The sequence below is a fragment of the Bacteroidota bacterium genome (assembly GCA_016706865.1).
Lineage (GTDB): Bacteria > Bacteroidota > Bacteroidia > Chitinophagales > BACL12 > UBA7236.
The window spans coordinates 2,144,274-2,166,851 of sequence record JADJIS010000003.1; the positions used below are offsets into that span (position 1 = coordinate 2,144,274).

A 22,578-nucleotide genomic window follows, 5' to 3' on the forward strand; every position below is an offset into this window, starting at 1 on the left:
CAACCTTTTTTGCCATGTCGAAAAACAATATTCTATTACTGCTGAGTTTTTTATTGATAATAGCTTCCTTTTTATCTTGTAAAAAAAATGCTGCTGAAAATGAAACTATCATGCCCGACGATAGTGTGGTTGTAATTAAAAAGGTATTTTATCCACTGCACATCGACTCGACTAAAATAGCGGCGTTTATTAAAACATATCCTGTGTTTTCTTTTCATGCGGAGGAAATAAAAACATTTTACAAAAACAGAGATTCCAGATCGGCATGGTTTAATGAATATGGAATTGTAGAGCAAGGAGGATTGTTTATTAATTTGTTAGATCATTTTGATGAAGAAGGGTTAAAAGATTCTGTTATTTATTACTCCAAATTAAAAAAACAATATAACATTATTTCTGATCTCAATTACTCCTATTCGGGTGCGGATAGTTTGACAACACAATTTGAATTAATGCTTACTGCCGAATTTTTTATTTATGCGCAAAAGGTTTGGTTCGGATTAAATGAAAAAACTACAAAGGAATTAGATTGGTATATCACACGAAAAACCATTCCTTCTGTTTCCATGTTGGATTCAATTTTAGCGGGAGGAAAAAATTCGTTCACGGCGTTTGATCCTTTATTTCCCCAATACCCTTTATTAAAAAAGTATTTAAAAAAATACAAAGAAATTCCTGATTCCATAGTTTGGAATAAATTAATATTACCACAGGGAATTAAATTTTATAAAGAAGGTGATTCGGCATCCATTATACCCATCATTAAATTTCGTTTGAACATTTTAGGAGATCTGGCTGAAAATGACTCTAGTCAAGTGTTTGATGTTACCATGGGGGAAGCGGTCAAAAAATTCCAATCGCGGCACGGACTAAAACCGGATGGCTCCATTGGTGAAAAGTTTTTAGCGGAAATAAATGTCACACCTGCCGAACGCAAACAGCAACTGGAATTAAACATGGAACGCTGCCGATGGATACCAAATGAAACCGGAGAAAATTATATTTTGGTAAATATCCCTGCATATAAAATGTATATCTATGAAGAGGATACACTCAATTTTACAATTAATGTGGTAGTAGGAAAATCAACCACGAGCACAACCATATTTAATGATGAATTGGAATATGTTGTATTCAGTCCATATTGGGTTCCTCCACCAAGTATTTTAAATAATGAAATACTTCCTTCTTTAAAAAAGAATAAAAATTATTTGGAGAAGGAAAACATGGAAGCCTTCGACGGAAATGGCAAAACCATTGATGTGAGTAATGTTGACTGGAGCAGCTATTCAAAAATGCCCTACAGAATCCGTCAAAAACCCGGGGGAAATAATTCGTTGGGATGGGTGAAATTTTTATTCCCTAACGAACACAATATTTATTTTCACGATACTCCTTCGCGGTCGCTTTTTAAAGAATCGCAACGCAATTTCAGCCATGGATGCATACGATTGGAAGAACCCAAAAAACTTGCAGAATATTTATTGAGGAATGATTCTATTTATACACAACAAAAAATAGATTCACTTTATTATCTCGGCAAAGAAACCTACGTTAAATTGAAGGAAAAAACACCTGTTTTCCTTGTTTATTTCACAGCATGGGTTGATGAAAATGGCGAAATTAATTTCCGTAAAGACATTTATGGACATGATGTGAAGTTGGAGAAAACGCTGTTTGCAGAGGAGGAACACGCAAATTAGCAAAAGTAATTATTGTTCAAAATAATACTTACACCATTAAATTAATCGACTGCTTTTGTAATATTACCTTCCTGAAAGAATCAGCATAATTTTTTTACTTTTAAGAACAATAAAATTGAACGAAAGTGCCGTAGGCATGGCATATCGGTAACACCAAAAACAAAAGAGAAACCTAGTGCTGTAGGCACGGCATAAAAAAATGTTTTGGAAGTAGAAAAATTAGAAATTTATAATCAAAAACCAATTGCACGTGAAATTGAGTGTAGGTGTTTGACATTGTTTTTAATGTTTAAAAATTAATTAAAGGATAATTGTCAACTAAGGTAAGATTTTTTTAAAAATTTGTTGTTTGCAGCTTAGAGAGTAAATTTATGTTAGACTTGAAATTTTCATACGCCATTGGGCTTCGTTATATGTCATCCCTAACGGGATTTGGGTTTCCATCTTATCATAATGTTACCGATATTTCATCCGCCGCGGCGGATTTGGGTTTTCTATCGATGAATACTAACGGTTCCACTCTAATTGGCCTACTTCCGAATAAACACATTGTAAATATAACTAACCGCTAAAACCCCAAAGGGGCAACCGGATAAAATTTAGAGATATAACATTGATAATGCTCGTACCGATTTTTTCAGAAAATTAAAGAGTAACTGCACAAGACAAGAGAATTATTATTCAAAATAACACTGACACCATTAAATTGGTGAACTATTATTACCCTTTTACTTTCCGGAAAGCATCAGTATGTTTTTATTACTCTTTGATAAATGTTGCAACAAATTCACCTTCCTCAACTATTAGTTTCACCAAATAAAATCCTGTTTGGAATTTTTCAATATTAATTTCAAAGGGAGGTTTAGAATTAATATTTGAATAAATAATTTGCCCGGATATATCTATGATCTGAATATTTGCTTCTGCCGTCATTTTGTAATCAATAAATAAAATATTTTCCGCAGGATTTGGATAAATCATAAATAAGTTCCCGATTATATCCGCAGTATTCAATCCCTCATCAATTAATTTATCGCAATTATCATCCAAACCATTAAAAATTTCTTCTGCGCCGGGGTATATTAATGGATTTGAATCGTCACAATCTGTACTGTCAGAAACATATCCGATTAATCCGGTTGCGCAAGTAACAGTATCAATTAGTGGATTTCCATAACTATCATCATCAGCATCCAAATAAAGGGTGTGCACTGTTAGTCCTTCATCAATATTTCCATCGCAATTATCATCGGCTCCATTGCATGATTCTTCTGCTGTAGGATTAATTAATGGGTCCATATCGTTACAATCGGTGCTATCGATAACATAACCTGATAAAATAAAACAGGAACTGGAATCATTTAATAAATCACCATAAGTATCACCGTCTGTATCAGCATAATACATTGTAAATATTGCATCCTCATCAATTAAAAAATTACAATTATCATCCATTGAATTACAACTATCTAAAGCAGCTGGATTTATGAATGGATTTGTGTCATCGCAATCAGTACTATCGGAAACATATCCAATTAATGTGTAACAGGAAATAGAATCATTAAATAAATCACCATAAGTATCACCGTCGGCGTCAGCATAATACAATGTAAATATTGCATCCTCATCAATAAAGCCGTTACAATTATCATCAATTGAATTACAAATATCTAAAGCAACAGGATTTATGAATGGATTTGTATCATCACAATCTGTGCTATCCAATAAATAACCGAAGGGAATATTACAGGATATAGAATCGACTAAACTATTTCCAAATCCATCTTCGTCTGTATCTGCAAAATAAATGGAATGAAGACATTCAGGTTTGAGTTTTACAAGCCAATAATCTGCGCCACCATGACCTTCCGTAACGTCCAAATCATCAGAACTAGACCATCCGGAAACTAAATACCCATCAGATAATATTTTAATCGATTGTGCCCATTGAGACTCCGTTCCACCATATGTCGCTTCCCAAAGTAAATTTCCAGAAAAATCTAATTGAGTTACCCAATAGGCACTGTATGCAAGTTCTGGAATTCCTATAACATCCCCATCGTGAGACATTGTATATCCCACCGCTAAATAGCCAGTTGCCGTTTGTATTACATCCTCTGCAATATCCCAGTGTGATCCACCCAATGATTTTTGCCATTCTATATTTCCTAAAGAATTTAGTTGTACAACCCAAAAATCAAACGCACCTTTATTTTCTGTTAAATCTCCGTCGTTAGAGGAGGACCGGCCAGCCATTACAAACCCTCCGTCATCTGTTTGAATAATTGAATTTGCATAATCAAAACTCGAACCACCTAAATTTTTCTGCCATTCCAATTCTCCGATTGAATCTAACTTGAGTACCCATACATCGTTTTCCCCATAATTGTCATCCAAATCAAAATTATTGGAGTAGGAAGAACCTGCAACAATAAAGCCGCCATCAATAGTCTCTTTAATGTCTTCTCCATATTCATCTGCAGATCCACCGAAGGTTTTTGCAAATAATAGCATACCATCGGTATCAATTTTAATAATCCAGATGTCAGAATCACCATGTAATCCAGTTACATCATGATCGTATGAAGAGGCGGTTCCCGCGATTACAAATTCCCCATTGGAAGTCTCTTTAATCGATTTACAGCTTTCATTGTTTGAACCGCCATAATTTTGTTCCCAAATAATTAATCCATCAGGGTCTAACTTCACTACCCAAATATCATAGGTTTGATCCCAATCATCTAAATCAGGATCACCATAGTTATTACCTACATCACCCGTGCGGGAATTAGTATACCCTGCAACAATAAAATCTCCATCAGAAGTTTCAAGGATTGTAGAGGATAATTCATCAAGAAGACCACCTAAAGATTTTTGCCAAACAATATTTCTACTACTATCGAGTTTTACAACCCAATAATCGGTTCCTCCATGATTACCTGTTACTTCTCCATCAATAGAACGACTCCAACCTGTGATGATATATCCTCCATCAGAAGTCATTTGCGGTTCAAATCCATAATCAGAATTTGTTCCGCCTAAAGACCTCTCCCACTCAATCTCCGGATACAACCCAACCTGAGAAAAAATATTTTTATCCGGAAGAATAAATAAAATGGCAGCAAAAATTACTTTTAGAATATGTGATTTGAAGTTCATGGGAAAACTTTAGAAGGCTAAGTTAGAAAAAAATCGGGCAATGAATGCTACCTAAATTATGTATGGGTTCATAGACCGCAGGTCTGGCTGTTAATTGGTACATCGGTACATTTTCACATCGGTACATTTCTCCACCTGACATAAAAAAACCCGGAATCAACTTCCGGGTTTTTATTTTGAATAATTGGTTTATTCTACTTCTAAAGTTTTCACCTTGCGTTTCGCCGCTAATTCATCCACTTCATCTTTGTTGCCAACTATGAGGTTATGGAATCTACGCTGACCTGTTCCTGCAGGAATTTGATGTCCTACAATTACATTCTCTTTCAAGCCCATCAGATAATCTGTTTTCGCTGAAATAGAAGCTGTGCTCAACACTTTTGTTGTTTCCTGGAACGATGCTGCAGATATCCAACTTTGTGTTCCGAGTGATGCGCGAGTTATACCCAACAACAATGGTGTTGCTGTGGCAGAAACTGCATCGCGGTATTCAATTGGTTTTTTATCTGCGCGTTTTAATTGTGAATTTTCTTCTCTTAATTGACGTAAAGTAACAATTGCTCCGGCTTTCAATTTTGTAGAATCGCCTGCATCAGTAATTACTTTTTTATCAAAGATCTTATCATTTTCATCTAAGAAATCCAGTTTATCTACATTCGCATCTTCAAGGAATCTTGTATCACCGGCATCGGTAATTGTCATTTTCCTCATCATCTGACGCACGATAACTTCAATATGTTTATCGTTGATCTTAACACCCTGCAAACGATATACTTCCTGAATTTCATTCACGATATATTCCTGAACTGCATAAGGTCCTTTAATTGCAAGAATATCAGAAGGTGTAATTGCACCGTCGCTCAATGGTAAACCTGCATATACATAGTCATTCTCCTGAACAAGAATTTGTTTGGATAATGGAACCAGATATTTTTTGCGTTCACCATCGCGGCTTTCGATCTCAATTTCACGGTTACCGCGTTTGATCTTACCGAAACTAACAACACCGTCTATCTCTGCAACAACCGCAGGATTTGATGGGTTACGCGCTTCGAATAATTCGGTAACACGTGGAAGACCTCCCGTGATATCTCTTACTTTACCAAGTGCTCTTGGAATCTTCGCAATAGTTTGTCCTGATTTAACTTCTTCCTTTTGTTCCACAACAATATGTGATCCAACCGGTAAGTTATAATTCTTGATCTCTACACCTTTTTTATCTTTAATGATAAGCGTAGGAATTTTAGTTTTATCTCTGGATTCAGAAATTACCTTTTCACGGTGACCTGTTTGCTCATCACTTTCTTCGCGGTAAGTTATACCTTCAATGATATTTTCATATTCAACAAATCCACCGAATTCAGAAACGATAACTGCGTTAAACGGATCCCATGAACAAATTACATCACCTTTTTTAAGATCCTGTCCATCAACCGCGGTTAAAATAGAACCGTAAGGAACGTTGTTCGTGATCATTAATTTACCTGTTTTAGGTTCAATAATTTTCACTTCACCAGTACGTCCGATAACAATTCTTACTTTTTTACCTTCATCGTTTTTAGTATCAACAAAACGCAATCCGTCGAATTCTAATTTACCATCAAATTTTGCAACGAGTTTGGATTCTGTATCAACACTTCCCGCAACACCACCCACGTGGAATGTACGAAGTGTTAATTGTGTTCCCGGCTCACCGATGGATTGTGCGGCAATAATTCCCACAACATCTCCTGTTTGAGCTACGCGATTATTTGCAAGGTTGGTTCCGTAACATTTAATACAAACACCTTTTTTAGATTCGCAAGTTAAAACTGATCTGATCTCCACTTCTTCAATGGCAGTTTCATCAATTTTATTTGCAATTCTTTCAGATATTAAATCACCTGCATTTACAATAAGTTCATCAGTAAGTGGATCATATACATCATGAAGACTTGTTCTTCCGATTATACGTTCACTTAATGGTTCTACTATATCCTCATTGTCTTTTAATGCACTGATAGAAATACCTCTTAATGTTTGGCAATCATCCTCATTAATAACAACATCCTGCGCAACGTCAACCAAACGACGTGTTAAATAACCCGCATCGGCCGTTTTCAAAGCTGTATCCGCCAAACCTTTACGCGCACCGTGAGTGGAAATAAAATATTCCAATACACTTAATCCGCTTTTCAAGTTTGAAAGGATTGGATTTTCGATGATTCCACCCTCTCCTGAAGCACTGGATTTTCTCGGTTTGGCCATCAAACCACGCATTGCTGCAAGTTGACGAATTTGCTCCTTAGAACCCCTTGCTCCCGAATCCAACATCATGAACACAGAGTTGAATCCTTTTTTATCATTTGTAAGACTGGTAATTAAATCACCTGTCAAACGCGTATTTAATCTTGACCAGATATCGATGATCTGATTGTAACGTTCATTTTGTGTAATTACACCATACATGTGGTTGGAAATAACTTCATCCACTTCAGCCTGTGCTGCAGCAACTAATTTTTCCTTATTTTCCACTTCAACAAGATCGCTCAGGTTGAAAGATAATCCACCGGTAAATGCGGAACGGAAACCAAGATCTTTAATATCATCCAAAAACTTTGCAGTTCTCGGAACATCTGTTCTGCGAATTACTTCACCAATTACTTTTGCAATTGCTTTTTTAGAAAGTATTGCATTAATAAATCCTAATTCTGCAGGAACAACTTCATTAAATAAAACTCTTCCTACTGTAGTATCTAATAATTTAGTAACAAGTTTTTCATTTTCATCAAGAACAGTAACCTTACATTTAATATTAGCATGTAATTCTACTTTTCCTTCGTTGTATGCAATGATAACTTCTTCTGCAGAATAGAATATTTTTCCATCCCCTTTTACAAGATCATCTTTAGTACTTTTCTTTCCTTTAGATGTATAATATAATCCTAACACCATGTCCTGAGAAGGAACTGTTATCGGATTACCATTTTGCGGGTTAAGGATATTATGTGCAGATAACATCAACAATTGCGCTTCTAAAATAGATGCATTGCTCAATGGTACGTGTACGGCCATTTGATCCCCGTCAAAATCGGCGTTGAATGCAGAACATACAAGAGGGTGTAACTGAATTGCTTTTCCTTCAATTAATTTTGGCTGGAATGCCTGAATTGAAAGTCTATGCAATGTTGGTGCACGGTTAAGCATGATAGGATGTCCTTTCAAAATATTTTCAAGAATATCCCAAATTACAGGTTCTTTTCTGTCAACAAGTTTCTTTGCTGATTTTACCGTTTTTACAATTCCGCGTTCAATTAATTTGCGGATAATAAATGGTTTAAATAACTCAGAAGCCATGTCTTTTGGAAGACCGCACTCATGTAATTTTAATTCTGGTCCTACCACAATTACGGAACGTCCGGAATAATCCACACGTTTACCTAATAAATTCTGGCGGAAACGACCTTGTTTACCTTTTAAAACATCACTCAAAGATTTTAATGCACGTCCACCTTCTGCTTTAACAGCATTTGATTTACGTGAATTATCAAATAAAGAGTCAACAGCTTCCTGCAACATCCTTTTTTCGTTGCGAAGGATAACCTCAGGTGCCTTGATCTCTATTAATCTCTTTAAACGATTATTACGGATAATAACCCTACGATAAAGATCATTCAAATCGGAACTCGCAAAACGACCACCATCCAATGGAACCAAAGGACGTAATTCAGGAGGTATTACAGGTAAATATTGAACAACCATCCATTCAGGGCGATTTTCGTAGCGACCAACTGCTTCACGGAACATTTCTACAACACTCAAACGCTTTAACGCTTCTGCTTTTCTTTGTTGAGATGTTTCTGTGTTTGCCTGGTGACGTAAAGCTGCTGAAAGATCATCAAGGTTTATGCGTGATAACATAGTGAACACAGATGGTGCTCCCATATCCGCAAGAAACTTATTCGGATCATTATCATCCAGCATTTGATTTTCTTTTGGTAATGTTTCCAATACCTCAAGATATTCTTCCTCAGTGATGAGGTCGTGAACTTTATAACTTTTTAATTCACCATTTATCATCACGCCTTCTGCCATCGGGCCGGGCTGTATCACGCAAAAACGTTCGTAGTACACGATAGACTCCAATTTCTTAGAGCTCATACCCAACAAATAACCGATCTTATTCGGCAATGATTTAAAATACCAGATATGCACTACAGGAACAACCAATTTGATATGTCCCATACGCTCGCGACGCACTTTCTTTTCAGTAACTTCAACACCGCATCTGTCGCAAACTATGCCCTTATATCTGATACGCTTGTATTTTCCGCAATAACATTCGTAATCCTTTATAGGACCAAAAATGCGTTCGCAGAATAAACCGTCACGTTCAGGTTTATAAGTTCTGTAATTTATTGTTTCAGGTTTCAATACCTCACCGAAAGATCTTTCGAGAATGGAATCCGGGGAAGCCAGTCCTATACTGATCCTTGTGAAATCTGGTTTGATCTTTATATCCTTTTTGAAAGGCATATGCTGATTGTATTTAACTATGAAATAATATTATTCAAATTTAAGATCAAGTGCTAATCCGCGTAATTCATGAACCAATACATTGAATGATTCCGGAATTGACGGTGTTGGCATATTTTCTCCTTTAACGATAGACTCATAAGTTTTTGCACGTCCAACGATATCATCTGATTTCACAGTAAGTAATTCCTGTAAAATTGTAGATGCACCGTAAGCTTCCAATGCCCAAACCTCCATCTCACCAAAACGCTGACCTCCGAACTGTGCTTTACCGCCCAGTGGTTGTTGTGTAATAAGTGAATATGGTCCGATAGAACGAGCATGCATTTTATCATCAACCATGTGATTAAGTTTTATCATATAGATAACACCAACCGTGGCTTTTTGATGGAAACGCACTCCTGTTTCACCATCGTGAAGATAAGTACTACCTAATTCAGGTAATTCTGCCTTTTTGATATAGCTCTCAATTTCATTTAAACTTGCACCATCAAAGATCGGGGTGGCGAATTTAACGCCGAGTTTAATACCTGCCCAACCTAAAACGGTTTCGTAGATCTGCCCTAAATTCATACGTGAAGGTACACCAAGCGGATTCAATACGATATCTACCGGTGTTCCATCTTCCAGGAAAGGCATATCTTCATGACGAACAATTCTTGCTACGATACCTTTATTACCATGACGACCTGCTAATTTATCACCAACACGTAATTTACGTTTGTTTGCAATAAATACTTTTGCAAGTTTGATAACTCCGGTAGGTAGTTCATCACCAACGCTGATATTAAATTTCTCGCGTTTGTAACGACCTAATTCTTCGTTCACTTTAATTCCGAAATTGTGCAAGGTCATACGAACCATATCATCTGTTTCAGCTTCACCTGTCCAGTTGTACGGATCAATACTATCGTAACTAATTCCTTCTAAGATCTTAACATTGAATTTAGTTTTTGCCGGAATTAATTCTTCTCTGTATGCTGTTTTTACACCTGCTGATTTTTTCTCTTTAAGGATGGTTGATAATTTATCGATCAATATTGTCCTTAATTCGTCCAATGCACGTGAATGTTCCTTTTCTAATTTTTCAAGCGCTATTTTTTCTCTTGCCTTCGCGTTCTTATCTTTTTTAGCTCTTGCGAAAAGTTTTTTATCAATAACAGTTCCTTCAATTGATGGCGGAACTTTTAGAGATGCATCTTTAACATCACCTGCTTTATCACCGAAGATCGCGCGCAATAATTTTTCTTCCGGAGTAGGATCAGTTTCTCCTTTCGGAGTAATTTTTCCAATTAATATATCTCCTTCTTTTACATGCGCACCTAAACGGATAACACCATTTGCATCGAGATCTTTAGTTGCTTCTTCCGAAACGTTTGGAATATCAGAAGTTAATTCTTCTTCACCCAATTTTGTATCGCGCACTTCCAATTCAAATTCTTCAATCTGAATAGAAGTAAATAAGTCTTCGCGCACAACACGTTCAGAAATTACGATAGCATCCTCGAAATTGTATCCTTTCCACGGCATGAATGCCACTTTAAGGTTAGTTCCAAGTGCCAGTTCGCCACCTTCTGTTCCGTATCCTTCGCATAAAACTTCTCCTTCAGAAACTCTTTGTCCTTTCACAACAATTGGACGCAAATTGATACAAGTACTCTGGTTAGTTTTTTTGAATTTACGCAGTTTATAAACACGGCGATTATCTTCAAAACTTACCAATTGATCATTTTCGCCTTTATCGTAGCGGATGATGATCTCATTTGCATCTACATATTCTACAACACCGTTTCCTTCAGCATTTACGAGCATTTTTGAATCGGATGCAACTTTTTCTTCCAAACCGGTACCAACTACAGGTGATTGTGGCTTGATAAGCGGCACAGCCTGACGTTGCATGTTTGAACCCATCAATGCACGGTTGGCATCATCGTGTTCAAGGAAAGGAATTAAAGATGCAGAAACACCAACGATCTGATTAGGTGCAACATCCATGAACTGAACTTTTTCCGGTTCAAATTCGAGGAATTCACCTTGTTCGCGGCCTTTTATTTTATTGATCAGGAAATTTCCTTTTTCATCAAGAGGAACGTTTGCCTGAGCAATTACAAAATGATCTTCATCGTCGGCATTCATATAGGATATTTCACCTTTTATGTCTACTCTTCCATTTTCAACCTTGCGGTAAGGAGTTTCGATAAAGCCCATTCTGTTGATCTTAGCATGAACACACAATGTAGAGATCAAACCGATGTTTGGTCCTTCCGGGGTTTCGATGGTACACAAACGGCCATAATGGCTATAATGCACGTCACGAACCTCAAATCCGGCGCGTTCACGACTCAAACCACCTGGTCCGAGCGCGGAAATACGACGTTTGTGCGTTATCTCCGCCAATGGATTCACCTGATCCAAAAACTGGCTCAGCTGACTTGTTCCAAAGAAAGAGTTGATAACAGAAGACAAAGTTCTTGCATTGATCAATTCGATAGGGGTGAACACTTCGTTATCACGCACATTCATACGCTCACGAATTGTTCTTGCCATTCTCGCAAGACCAACACCAAACTGCGCATACAATTGTTCACCAACTGTACGAACTCTTCTGTTGCTCAAGTGATCGATATCATCAACTTCCGCTTTATTATTCGAAAGTTCCACCAAATAACGGATGATTGCAATGATATCATCTTTTGTTAAAACCTTGGTCTCAACAGGAATATGGTGGTGATTTAATTTCTGATTGATCTTATATCTACCAACTTCCCCAAGATCGTAGCGTTTATCGGAAAAGAATAATTTTTCGATAATACCGCGAGCTGTTTCATCATCTGGTGGTTCTGCACCACGCAATTGGCGATAAATATGTTGAACGGCTTCCAACTCAGAGTTAGAAACGTCTTTTTGTAAAGTATTGAGGATGATCCCGTAATCTACAGTAACATCATCGCGGGTAAGAATTACTTTAGGAACTGCAGTTTCCAATATCTGCGGGATATTATCTGCGCTGAGTTCAGTATCTCTTTCCAGGATAACTTCGTTACGTTCGATGGAAACAACTTCTCCTGTATCTTCATCCACGAAATCTTCGCGCCATGTTTTAAGAACACGGGCAGCTAGTTTTCTTCCGATGTGTTTGCGGAGCGTTTTCTCGTCAGCCTTTACTTCTTCAGCGAGGCCGAAAAGTTCCAATATGTCTTTATCAGAATCGTATCCGATGGCACGTAATAATGTAGTAACCGGGAATTTCTTCTTACGGTCGATATACGCATACATTACGTTATTAATATCGGTAGCAAATTCCATCCAGGCTCCTTTAAAAGGAATTACGCGGGCCGAAAATATTTTCGTTCCGTTTGGATGGATGGATTGTCCGAAAAATACACCCGGAGATCTGTGTAACTGAGAAACAACGATACGTTCGGCACCATTAATAATAAAGGTTCCTTTCGGAGTCATGTAAGGGATGTTTCCTAAGAATACATCCTGTACAATTGTCTGAAAATCGATATGTTCTTCATCGTTACAGGAAAGGCGGAGTTTTGCTTTAAGCGGTACGCTATAAGTAAGACCACGTTCCATACATTCCTCCATAGAATACCTTGGAGGATCTATAAAATAGTCAAGAAATTCCAGCACGAAAATACTGCGGGCATCTGTGATCGGGAAGTTTTCAGTAAACACCCGGTACAGGCCTTCAGACCTTCTGTTTTCAGAAGTTGTCTCCAGCTGAAAAAAGTCTTTGAACGATTTTACTTGTATGTCTAATAGGTCTGGATAAGTACCTGCTCTTTTTATTTTTCCGAAATTTACCCTTTCAGGTTTTCTGGTAATTGCAGTAGATTTTGGCATACAATATCAAAGCTTTGATAACACTAAATAAGTAAAAGACTATCCACCTGTACGGCGGATTAGTCTATTTTAAATTTTCCGAATTGAATCGGAACGAACTTTTGCAAAGATTATTTAATCTCTACTTCAGCACCAGCTTCTTGAAGCTGCTTAGCGATATCATCAGCAGTTGCTTTATCTACGCCTTCTTTAACCGGCTTCGGAGCAGCATCTACTAGATCTTTAGCTTCTTTCAAGCCAAGACCAGTTAGATCTTTTACGATTTTCACTACGGATAATTTAGCAGCACCTGCATTTTTAAGAATTACGTCGAAAGCAGTTTTTTCTGCTACAGCATCAGCACCGGCACCGGCTCCACCACCACCTGCAACCATTACGGCAGCAGCAGCAGCTGGTTCGATACCATATTCATCTTTAAGAATTTTTGCCAGTTCATTAACCTCTTTTACAGTTAAGCTTACTAACTTTTCTGCAAATTCTTTTAATTCAGCCATTGATTTAAGTTTTTATTGATTTAGAAAAATTGTTAATTAATTATTTATGATTTGTCTTCTCTTTCAGAGAGTGTTTTAACGATACCTGCAAGTTTTTTCTCACCTGATAATAGGGCAGAAATAACATTTTTAGCCGGAGATTGTAATAAACCGATGATCTCGCCAATAAGTTCTTCTTTGCTCTTAAGGTTGATCAGTGATTCGAGTGTGTCATCGCCAATGAATACATCTGCGCCAACATAAGCACCTTTTAAAAGTGGTTTTTCTTTCGCATTGTCTTTGCGGAATTTGCTGATAAGTTTAGCGGGTTCATTGGATGATTCGCTGAACATTACAGAAGTTTCGCCATGCAAGAGTTCGAATAGTTTTTCATATTTATCTCCATGAGCTTCAAAAGCTTTGCGGAGTAAAGTATTTTTAACCACTTCGTATTTTACACCTCTTTCGAAGCATAATCTTCTCAGTTTATTTACATCAGCCACGTTTAATGTGGATGCATCTGTAAGATAAAAGTTATCATATTTTGATACCTTTTCCTTAAGGTCCTCAATTACGGCTGATTTTTGTTCTTTGTTCATCTTGTATAAATTACGATGATAGAATTAATGAATATCTAATACTGTTTTCGGGTCAATGGAAATACCGGGACTCATAGTACTAGCCATTGTAATGCTTCTGAAATATGCTCCTTTTGCAGAAGAAGGTTTCAATTTTGCCAGAGCTTTGATCAGTTCTTCACTGTTCTCAGCTATCTGACTAACGTCGAAAGAAATTCTTCCTATAGAGGAGTGGATGATTCCGTATTTATCAACTTTGAAGGCAACTTTACCTTTTTTAACCTCGGTAATAGCGATTCCAACATCATTGGTTACAGTTCCTACTTTTGGGTTAGGCATTAAGTTTCTTGGTCCTAATACACGTCCTAATTTCGCGATCTTTGGCATTACGGAAGGAGTTGCAATAACTACATCCATATCGATCCAACCTGCAGAAATTTTATCTACATATTCATCGAGTCCAACGTAATCGGCTCCTGCTTTTCTAGCTTCGTCCTCTTTATCCGGAGTACACAATACAAGTACCTTTTTATCTCTACCGGTTCCATGAGGAAGGGCGGTTGTTCCTCTTATCGCCTGATCGGCTTTACGAGGATCGATTCCCAATCTCACATGCAGGTCTACTGATGCATTGAACTTGCAGGTTGTTGCTTTTTTTACAAGTTCAGCAGCTTCCTTCAACGAATATAGTTTGTTGGAGTCAACTAATGCCTGAACCTTTTTTCTGTTCTTTGTAAGTTTCACTTCTTATATTTTTTTAGTTGACTAATTATTCATCCAGGGTGCCTGTCCTGTAACATTTATACCCATACTGCGGGCAGTTCCTGCTATCATTTTCATAGCACTGTCGATTGTAAAACAATTAAGATCCGGCATTTTTTCAGCTGCGATGGTTTGCACCTGATCCCAGGAAATTGTTCCTACTTTATTGCGGTTTGGTTCAGCGGAGCCTTTTTGTTTTTTAGTGGCTTCCAGAATAAGGATAGCAGCAGGAGGTGTTTTAATGATAAACTCGAAAGATTTATCTTTATACACTGTGATCACTACCGGTAATACCTTACCCATTCTATCTTGAGTTCTTGCATTGAATTGTTTGCAGAACTCCATGATATTGATTCCTTTAGAACCTAAAGCAGGACCGATTGGTGGGGCAGGGTTCGCCTGTCCTCCTTTAACCTGCAGTTTTACATACGTTTGAATTTCTTTCGCCATATCAGCTTACTTTTTCTACCTGTGCAAAATTTAGTTCCACAGGTGTTTTTCTACCAAATATTTTAACAATAACTTTTACTTTTTTCTTATCCTCGTGCACTTCATCAACATTACCAAGGAATTCGTTGAAAGGTCCGTCAACAATTTTCACCGTTTCACCTATAATAAACGGTTCGTTCATTGCTTTTCCTTCTTCACTCATTTCGTCGATCTTACCTAAGATCCTGTTCACTTCATTTCTTCTGAGTGCAATTGGATTTTCTTTTCCCAAAAAGTGAATAACACCCGTAACATTTGTAACGGTTTGAATAATATCATGTGTCATTTTACCTTCTGTAGCTTCAATCAGGATATAACCCGGCAAAGAGTTTTTTTCATGAATTACCTTTTTGCCATTTTTGATCTTGTATATCTTCTCCGTAGGAACCACAATTTGTGAAACCACATGATCATAACTTAATCGCTTAAGTTGCTGATCGATATAGTCTTTCAACTTGCGTTCCTTACCACTAATCACCCTTAATACATACCATTTTTTATCCTCTGACATACAGTTACGCGATTAAGTGGTTAATTGAACAATCCATAATATAAGTCGAGCAATTCTTTAGAGGAAAAATCCATAAAAAAAACTACTATCGACAAAATCAGAAAAGTAACAAGCACCAATTGCGTACTTGCCTGAAGTTCTTGCCATGTTGGCCAACTTACTTTGAACCTCAGTTCCTGATATGCTTCGCTTATAAATGCTTTTAGCTTATTCATTTTTCATTTTTATTGCACGGGTGGAGAGGCTCGAACTCCCAGCCTACGGTTTTGGAGACCGCCACTCTACCAATTGAGCTACACCCGTATGGGCGGAAAATCCGCTTTTCCGGGCGGATTTTCCAATTTTATTATTTTAAAATTTCAGTTACCTGACCTGCACCTACGGTTCTACCGCCTTCGCGAATTGCGAAACGAAGATTTTTTTCCATAGCGATCGGATAAATGAGTTTAACTGTCATTGTGATATTATCACCTGGCATAACCATTTCCACTCCTTCCGGTAAAGTGATCTCACCTGTAACGTCAGTTGTACGGAAATAGAATTGAGGGCGATATTTATTAAAGAATGGAGTGTGACGTCCACCTTCTTCTTTTTTCAAAACGTAAGTTTCGCATTTGAATTCAGTGTGCGGAGTTACAGAACCCGGTTTGCAAATAACCATACCGCGACGCAGTTGGTCTTTTTCAATACCGCGTAATAATAAACCTGCATTATCACCAGCTTCACCGCGATCAAGGATCTTGCGGAACATCTCAACACCTGTTACGGTAGATTTCAATGATTCTGCTGTTAATCCGATGATATCCACTGATTCACCTGAGTTGATGATACCTCTTTCGATACGACCGGTTGCTACTGTTCCACGACCTGTGATCGAGAAAACGTCTTCAACTGGCATAAGGAATGGAAGATCAACTAATCTTGGAGGAATTGGAATATCTTTATCCACTGCAGCCATTAGATCAAGGATAGCTTGTTTTGAAGCAGCATCACCTTCTAACGCTTTTGTAGCAGAACCTTTGATAATAGAAATTGAATCACCTTTAAATCCGTAAAAACTTAAAAGATCACGAATTTCCATTTCCACAAGTTCCAATAATTCCGGATCATCAACAAGGTCAACCTTATTCATGAAAACAACAATTTCAGGAACACCTACCTGACGAGCAAGAAGAATGTGTTCACGTGTTTGAGGCATAGGACCATCAGTTGCAGCAACTACTAGAATAGCACCATCCATTTGAGCAGCACCTGTAACCATGTTTTTTACATAGTCGGCGTGACCAGGACAGTCAACGTGTGCATAGTGACGCGTTTCTGTTTGGTATTCAACGTGTGCGGTATTAATGGTAATACCTCTTTCTTTTTCTTCAGGTGCAGCATCGATAGAATCATAATCTTTCTTCGTTGCAAGTCCTTTCTCAGAAAGTACATACGTGATTGCTGAAGTAAGAGTGGTTTTACCATGATCTACGTGACCGATTGTTCCGATATTCACGTGTGGTTTGCTACGATCAAATGTTTCTTTAGCCATTTTTATAAAATTTAATTTAGGTGTATTATTATTTAGTTTTTAAAATAATCTGTTTGTTATGCTTTACTATTATTTGAGCCAATGACCAGGTTCGAACTGGTGACCTCATCCTTACCATGGATGCGCTCTACCAACTGAGCTACATCGGCGGTATTGATATCTGCTGAAAAATAATTTTCATTTGATATCAAAAGCCTGCTGATCCCATTTTCGACCTGGATCGAAAACTGATTTGCAGTCCACAATTGGTTTGAGCGGGAGACGAGACTCGAACCCGCGACTTTCAGCTTGGAAGGCTGACGCTCTACCAACTGAGCTACTCCCGCTTTTAATAATAATTTAATACATGCTGATAAAAATACGAAGACAGTGTTGCGATTAGAGATAGTAATCCCTAGCGACACACAGTATTCGGCGTATTTTATCAGTTTCAAAGAACTGATGGTTAGTGGGAAGAGGTGGATTCGAACCACCGTAGTCGTAAGACAGCAGATTTACAGTCTGCCCCATTTGGCCACTCTGGTATCTTCCCTCCGCCTGGAGCCAATGGACGGACTCGAACCGCCGACCTGCTGATTACAAATCAGCAGCTCTACCAACTGAGCTACATTGGCCACTATACCAAAAAAATAATTTCAAAGAATTTTAACCCCATTTTCCCCTGATTATTGGAAAATGAGTGCAAATATACGAAGCTTTTTAATTGAATGTGTAAAACTTTGAAAAAAATTGGAATGATTTTTTATTGCAGCTTATACGCGTTGCTTTTCTTTATGCTTTTTGATCTGCGTCAAAACGTTATCCAGCGCACCTTCGAACGATTCTTCAAAGCTTCCGCTATGCTCCTTAGAAAAGATTATTTTTCCCGGAAGATTTACTTTTATCTCCGTAACTTTTTCATGAATTCCACCATTAGAGGCATCCAGACGCAAAAACACCTGTAGGTCGGTTGCTTTTGGCTCCAGTTTTTCAATTTTAACCATTTTTTGGTCTATCAGGTCTAATAATCTCTGATCTGCATCAAAATGAATCGATTGTACTTTCACTTTCATATTCTTAATTTTTCTTTAGTATATATAAAATTGCAACTTACCCTTTTGGGTGTGCAAGATGATGTATGTTTTTTAATTGGTCGATGGTGTTGTGGGTGTAAACCTGCGTGGATGCCAGACTTGCATGACCAAGCAATTCCTTTATCGCGTTAAGCTCTGCTCCATTATTTGATAAATGTGTCGCAAAGGTGTGACGTAAAACATGCGGGCTTTTTCTTGTTAAAGTGGTTACGAATTGTAATACCTTGTTCACTATATTATATATCATTTTTGGATAAGGCTTTTTGCCGGTTTCTGTAATGATGAACGTTTTAGTGATTGAAAATAATTTATTACGACTGCTCAAATAGGTGTCTATTAATTGAAGCAGATCTTTACTGATAGGAATGATACGCTCTTTATTTCCTTTACCAAGTACTTTTACATTTCGTTGAGACCTGTCGAAAGAATTATCAGTAAGGTTCAGCAATTCCGTTCTCCGCATTCCGGTGGAATACAATAATTCGATAATAAGAAGGTCCCGGATCTTTATAAATCTCTCCACCTCTGTGTTTTCGGGATAAATGTTATCAATATTATCGAACACATTTTCCATATTTCCCTTTTCAACAAAAAGGGGAAGATTTTTTGGAGTTTTAGGAGCAACTACCTTTAGCATCGGGTTTTTGGTAACAGCACCGGTTCGCAAAAGGTATTTAAAATAGGTTTTGAGGGAGGATATTTTACGATTAACGCTTTTTGCGGTCATCTTATCATTCATGAGCGTAACTATCCATGTTCTGATCTGTTTATGATGCACATCAGTGAGATCGGGATCTGAACCGGGATATTGCTCCAATAAAAATGCGGAAAACTGTGAGATATCGTTCCTATAGGCCTCAATGGTATTGAGACTATATCGTTTTTCGAATTGTAAATATGCGTAAAAGCCCTCTTTTTGCATCAAATTAATTGAGTTTGTTCCTAAAAACAGGCAGTTACACCAAAATTACAAGGGTTTTGAATTAACCCTGATTAGCAACTGTTACAAACTGTTGTTTGTAGCGTGCTTTGATTATCTCTTGTCGGCGATCAATAGATGGCTTTGAAAAAGCTTGTCTACGGCGTAATTCCTTAACGATACCAGCCTTTTCAAATTTTTTCTTGTAATTCTTTAGCGCTTTGTCTATTGATTCAACTTCTCTTGCGTCGATTATTAACATTATTTTTTTTATTTTGGGACTGCAAAAATATGCATATGTATTTAAAAATCCTAATACGTGAAAAAAATGATTTAGTTACCTTAACACTTCACGGGCTATTACAAGCTTCTGGATCTCGGAAGTTCCTTCGCCGATAGTGCACAATTTGGAGTCGCGATAAAATTTTTCCACAGGAAAATCTTTTGTATATCCGTATCCTCCAAATATCTGAACAGCATCGTTGGCAACACTCACGGCCACTTCCGATGCATAATATTTTGCCATAGCGGAGGCGGTAGTAACTTTTTGGCCTCTGTTTTTAAGATCGGCAGCTTTCATGGTTAACAATTCTGCAGCTTCAATTTTTGTTGCCATATCGGCAAGCTTAAATGAAATTCCCTGAAAACTGGAAATGGGCTGATCGAACTGATATCTTTCTTTGGAGTAATTTAATGCTGCTCTGTATGCACCCTTGGCAATTCCAAGGCTTAATGCCGCAATGGAAATTCTTCCACCATCCAATACTTTCATGGCTTGTTGAAACCCATCTCCCACTTCACCCATACGTTGAGCGTCAGATATAACAAAATTATCGAAGATCACCTCAGTGGTTTCGCTGGCACGCATGCCGAGTTTATTTTCTTTTTTTCCGGCACTGAATCCCGGAGCACCTTTTTCAACGATGAAGGCAGTACAATTTTTTGGAGTTCGAGGTGCACCTGTTCTGGCAATTACCACCATCACATCACAAGATTTACCATGGGTGATCCAACATTTGGTTCCGTTTATAACCCAATTTTCGCCTTCCTGTTTAGCGGTGCACTGCATATTGCCGGCATCGCTACCAGTATTGGGTTCCGTTAAACCCCAGGCGCCTATCCACTCTCCGGAGGCCAGTTTTGGGAGATAAAAAGATTTTTGATCTTCATTTCCGAAAGTGAGAATATGACCGGTGCACAATGAATTATGTGCAGCTATGGAAAGGCCAATAGAGCCACAAACAGCCGAAATTTCATCAATTATCTTAACATATTCCTTGTAACCAAGTCCGGCCCCACCGTATTTATGCGGCACAAGAACACCCATGAGACCCAATTCTCCTGCGAGCTTAAAAAGTTCTACAGGAAAATGCTGAGATTCATCCCATTCCATCATTTTCGGTCGAATATGTTTATCTGCAAAGTTTTTTGCAGATTCGGTAACCATTGCTAAATTATCTATAACATCCATTTCCATATTCCTGAAATTAAAAAGAGTGTAAAAGTATCAATAGGTAGCCAATGAAACAATATTATCGGAATAAGGTTTCAATTTATTAATGCCGTGAAAGAAGGAAAGTTCGATTACAAAAGCAAAAGCGGCTACATGTGCATTTTGCATTGTGATGAGTTCTGCGGCAGCATGAGCGGTTCCGCCGGTGGCGAGAAGATCGTCGTGCACAAGAATATTCCATCCGCGTTTTATATCCATGCTGTGTATCTCTACGGTTGCTGATCCATATTCAAGATCATAGGAAAATTCCACAGTTTCGCCTGGTAATTTTCCCTTTTTGCGTACAGGAATAAAGGGAACGTTCAATTTATTGGCAAGTAAAAATCCATATAAAAATCCGCGGCTTTCAATCGCAACAACGGCATCAATTTTCAAATGAGCAGTTTTTCTTATCATTTCATCAACTATCTCATTAGAAAGGACCGGATCGGCCAAAAGAGGGGTAACATCTTTAAATACAACTCCTTCCTGAGGGAAATCTGCTACATCGCGGATAGCGTCTTTAATTTTTTGTTCAATATTCATAATATCAAATACGGTTTCAATTTATCAAATAAGGAAGGATACATTCCTTTTACTTTCATTAATTCGGTAATTGCGTAAAATTTCCCTGTTGTAATTCTGTAATCAATTATCGACTGTGCTAATTCATCCGAAATATACACATGATTTGCGAGTTGTTCAAATGAAACGGTGTTGATATTAATTTTAATTATATGATTTTTGTCAACTGTTAAAAATGTTCTTGCATTTTCCAGTGATTGCATATCGATTCCGAAAACACTGTTCAGTTGATCAATGGAATAAATACCGCCAGCGGTTTCGCGAAATTTTATTATTCTGATTGCATTATCAGCAGAAAATCCCAGTTGCATAAATTGTTCTTTTTGAGCAGTATTAACTTCAATTAATTCTTGTGCATCTGAAATTACAAACGGCGTTTTTATTACATTGTTTTTTGAATAGTTATTTGTAGTATCAATTAAAATAAATGCTTCCAACCTATCATAATCTTCCTGTTTGAATCCATACGTTTTTAAAAGGTCTTCCTTTTTTTTGAATTTTCCACCTTTATTGCGATAATTCAAAATTCGTTCAGCCATCCATGATGAAATTCCCAATTGTATCCATTGATCTGCAGAAATTACATTTGGATCAAATTCAAATAATTCAATATTTTTTTTCGTATTTGTTTGATAGTCCTTTTTTGTTGGATAAGAATATTGATTATAATTATATTTTTTGTAGGGATTTTTGTATTCAAAACTGTCGGCATAACCGGATTCAAATTCCATTTTATCTTCTACCTGCACACTTGCAAAAAGTGTTTGCAAGGAGTCGTTTTGAATTAATTCGGCATTGCTGAAAAATTGTTTTTGAAAGGCCGGCAGAATGGTAATTAATACAATTGCCAAAGCGAGATAAAGTGCTACATTTCTTTCCTTTTTGGAAAAAATGAAATAATTCCGGGTTAGTTTTTTAATATTCCGCATCACA

General features: G+C 37.4%; 17 protein-coding genes and 5 tRNA genes. 1 reads left to right on the forward strand and 21 read right to left on the reverse strand.

All coding sequences use genetic code 11. The features are described from left to right. Positions 1-14: 14 nt before the first annotated feature. Entirely contained in the window at positions 15-1,703 is a 1,689-nt protein-coding gene (locus IPI31_18415; GenBank protein MBK7569799.1) for a L,D-transpeptidase family protein, read from the forward strand. Between the two features lie 759 nt (positions 1,704-2,462). Here IPI31_18415 and IPI31_18420 read toward each other — a convergent pair. The 21 genes from IPI31_18420 to IPI31_18520 all read right to left on the reverse strand — a co-directional run bounded on the left by IPI31_18420 (position 2,463) and on the right by IPI31_18520 (position 22,574). After that, complete coding sequence (locus IPI31_18420) at positions 2,463-4,862, reverse strand: T9SS type A sorting domain-containing protein (protein ID MBK7569800.1); 2,400 nt, start codon at positions 4,860-4,862, stop codon at positions 2,463-2,465. Between the two features lie 189 nt (positions 4,863-5,051). Next, complete coding sequence (rpoC, locus tag IPI31_18425) at positions 5,052-9,377, reverse strand: DNA-directed RNA polymerase subunit beta' (protein ID MBK7569801.1); 4,326 nt, start codon at positions 9,375-9,377, stop codon at positions 5,052-5,054. A gap of 30 nt (positions 9,378-9,407) precedes the next feature. Further along, on the reverse strand, positions 9,408-13,229 hold the full coding sequence (rpoB, locus tag IPI31_18430) for a DNA-directed RNA polymerase subunit beta (protein MBK7569802.1): 3,822 nt from the start codon (positions 13,227-13,229) through the stop codon (positions 9,408-9,410). A 110-nt stretch (positions 13,230-13,339) separates the two neighbouring features. After that, positions 13,340-13,723: a 50S ribosomal protein L7/L12 gene (gene rplL, locus IPI31_18435; protein MBK7569803.1), complete on the reverse strand. Its 384-nt coding sequence runs from the start codon at positions 13,721-13,723 to the stop codon at positions 13,340-13,342. Between the two features lie 44 nt (positions 13,724-13,767). Further along, positions 13,768-14,301, reverse strand: coding sequence for a 50S ribosomal protein L10 (locus tag IPI31_18440; GenBank protein MBK7569804.1), 534 nt, complete (start codon positions 14,299-14,301; stop codon positions 13,768-13,770). Between the two features lie 24 nt (positions 14,302-14,325). After that, positions 14,326-15,024 (reverse strand): 50S ribosomal protein L1, encoded by a 699-nt coding sequence (locus tag IPI31_18445; GenBank protein ID MBK7569805.1) that lies wholly within the window; start codon positions 15,022-15,024, stop codon positions 14,326-14,328. Positions 15,025-15,045: 21 nt separating this feature from the next. Continuing rightward, positions 15,046-15,492, reverse strand: a complete 447-nt coding sequence (gene rplK, locus IPI31_18450; GenBank protein ID MBK7569806.1) for a 50S ribosomal protein L11 — start codon at positions 15,490-15,492, stop codon at positions 15,046-15,048. A gap of 1 nt (position 15,493) precedes the next feature. Further along, on the reverse strand, positions 15,494-16,042 hold the full coding sequence (gene nusG, locus IPI31_18455) for a transcription termination/antitermination factor NusG (protein ID MBK7569807.1): 549 nt from the start codon (positions 16,040-16,042) through the stop codon (positions 15,494-15,496). Positions 16,043-16,062: 20 nt separating this feature from the next. Next, complete coding sequence (gene secE, locus IPI31_18460) at positions 16,063-16,257, reverse strand: preprotein translocase subunit SecE (GenBank protein ID MBK7569808.1); 195 nt, start codon at positions 16,255-16,257, stop codon at positions 16,063-16,065. Positions 16,258-16,272: 15 nt separating this feature from the next. Then, positions 16,273-16,345: transfer RNA gene (locus tag IPI31_18465), tRNA-Trp, on the reverse strand. 43 nt (positions 16,346-16,388) lie between these two features. Then, a complete protein-coding gene (gene tuf, locus IPI31_18470; GenBank protein ID MBK7569809.1) occupies positions 16,389-17,576 on the reverse strand; it encodes an elongation factor Tu in 1,188 nt (395 codons plus the stop codon). Between the two features lie 76 nt (positions 17,577-17,652). Next, positions 17,653-17,725, reverse strand: a tRNA-Thr gene (locus tag IPI31_18475). A gap of 104 nt (positions 17,726-17,829) precedes the next feature. Further along, positions 17,830-17,902, reverse strand: a tRNA-Gly gene (locus tag IPI31_18480). 123 nt (positions 17,903-18,025) lie between these two features. Beyond that, positions 18,026-18,108, reverse strand: a tRNA-Tyr gene (locus IPI31_18485). 6 nt (positions 18,109-18,114) lie between these two features. Next, positions 18,115-18,190: transfer RNA gene (locus IPI31_18490), tRNA-Thr, on the reverse strand. 138 nt (positions 18,191-18,328) lie between these two features. Beyond that, on the reverse strand, positions 18,329-18,628 hold the full coding sequence (locus IPI31_18495; GenBank protein MBK7569810.1) for an HPF/RaiA family ribosome-associated protein: 300 nt from the start codon (positions 18,626-18,628) through the stop codon (positions 18,329-18,331). A gap of 37 nt (positions 18,629-18,665) precedes the next feature. Beyond that, positions 18,666-19,571, reverse strand: a complete 906-nt coding sequence (locus tag IPI31_18500) for a tyrosine-type recombinase/integrase (protein ID MBK7569811.1) — start codon at positions 19,569-19,571, stop codon at positions 18,666-18,668. Between the two features lie 61 nt (positions 19,572-19,632). Beyond that, positions 19,633-19,830, reverse strand: a complete 198-nt coding sequence (locus IPI31_18505) for a 30S ribosomal protein S21 (protein MBK7569812.1) — start codon at positions 19,828-19,830, stop codon at positions 19,633-19,635. A gap of 75 nt (positions 19,831-19,905) precedes the next feature. Next, the gene (locus IPI31_18510) at positions 19,906-21,045 is read right to left on the reverse strand and encodes an acyl-CoA dehydrogenase family protein (protein ID MBK7569813.1); all 1,140 of its coding nucleotides are present in this window, start codon (positions 21,043-21,045) and stop codon (positions 19,906-19,908) included. Between the two features lie 30 nt (positions 21,046-21,075). Then, on the reverse strand, positions 21,076-21,606 hold the full coding sequence (locus IPI31_18515) for an adenine phosphoribosyltransferase (GenBank protein ID MBK7569814.1): 531 nt from the start codon (positions 21,604-21,606) through the stop codon (positions 21,076-21,078). Beyond that, on the reverse strand, positions 21,603-22,574 hold the full coding sequence (locus tag IPI31_18520; protein ID MBK7569815.1) for a helix-hairpin-helix domain-containing protein: 972 nt from the start codon (positions 22,572-22,574) through the stop codon (positions 21,603-21,605). The genes IPI31_18515 and IPI31_18520 overlap by 4 nt, the downstream gene beginning before the upstream one ends. Positions 22,575-22,578 lie beyond the last annotated feature (4 nt).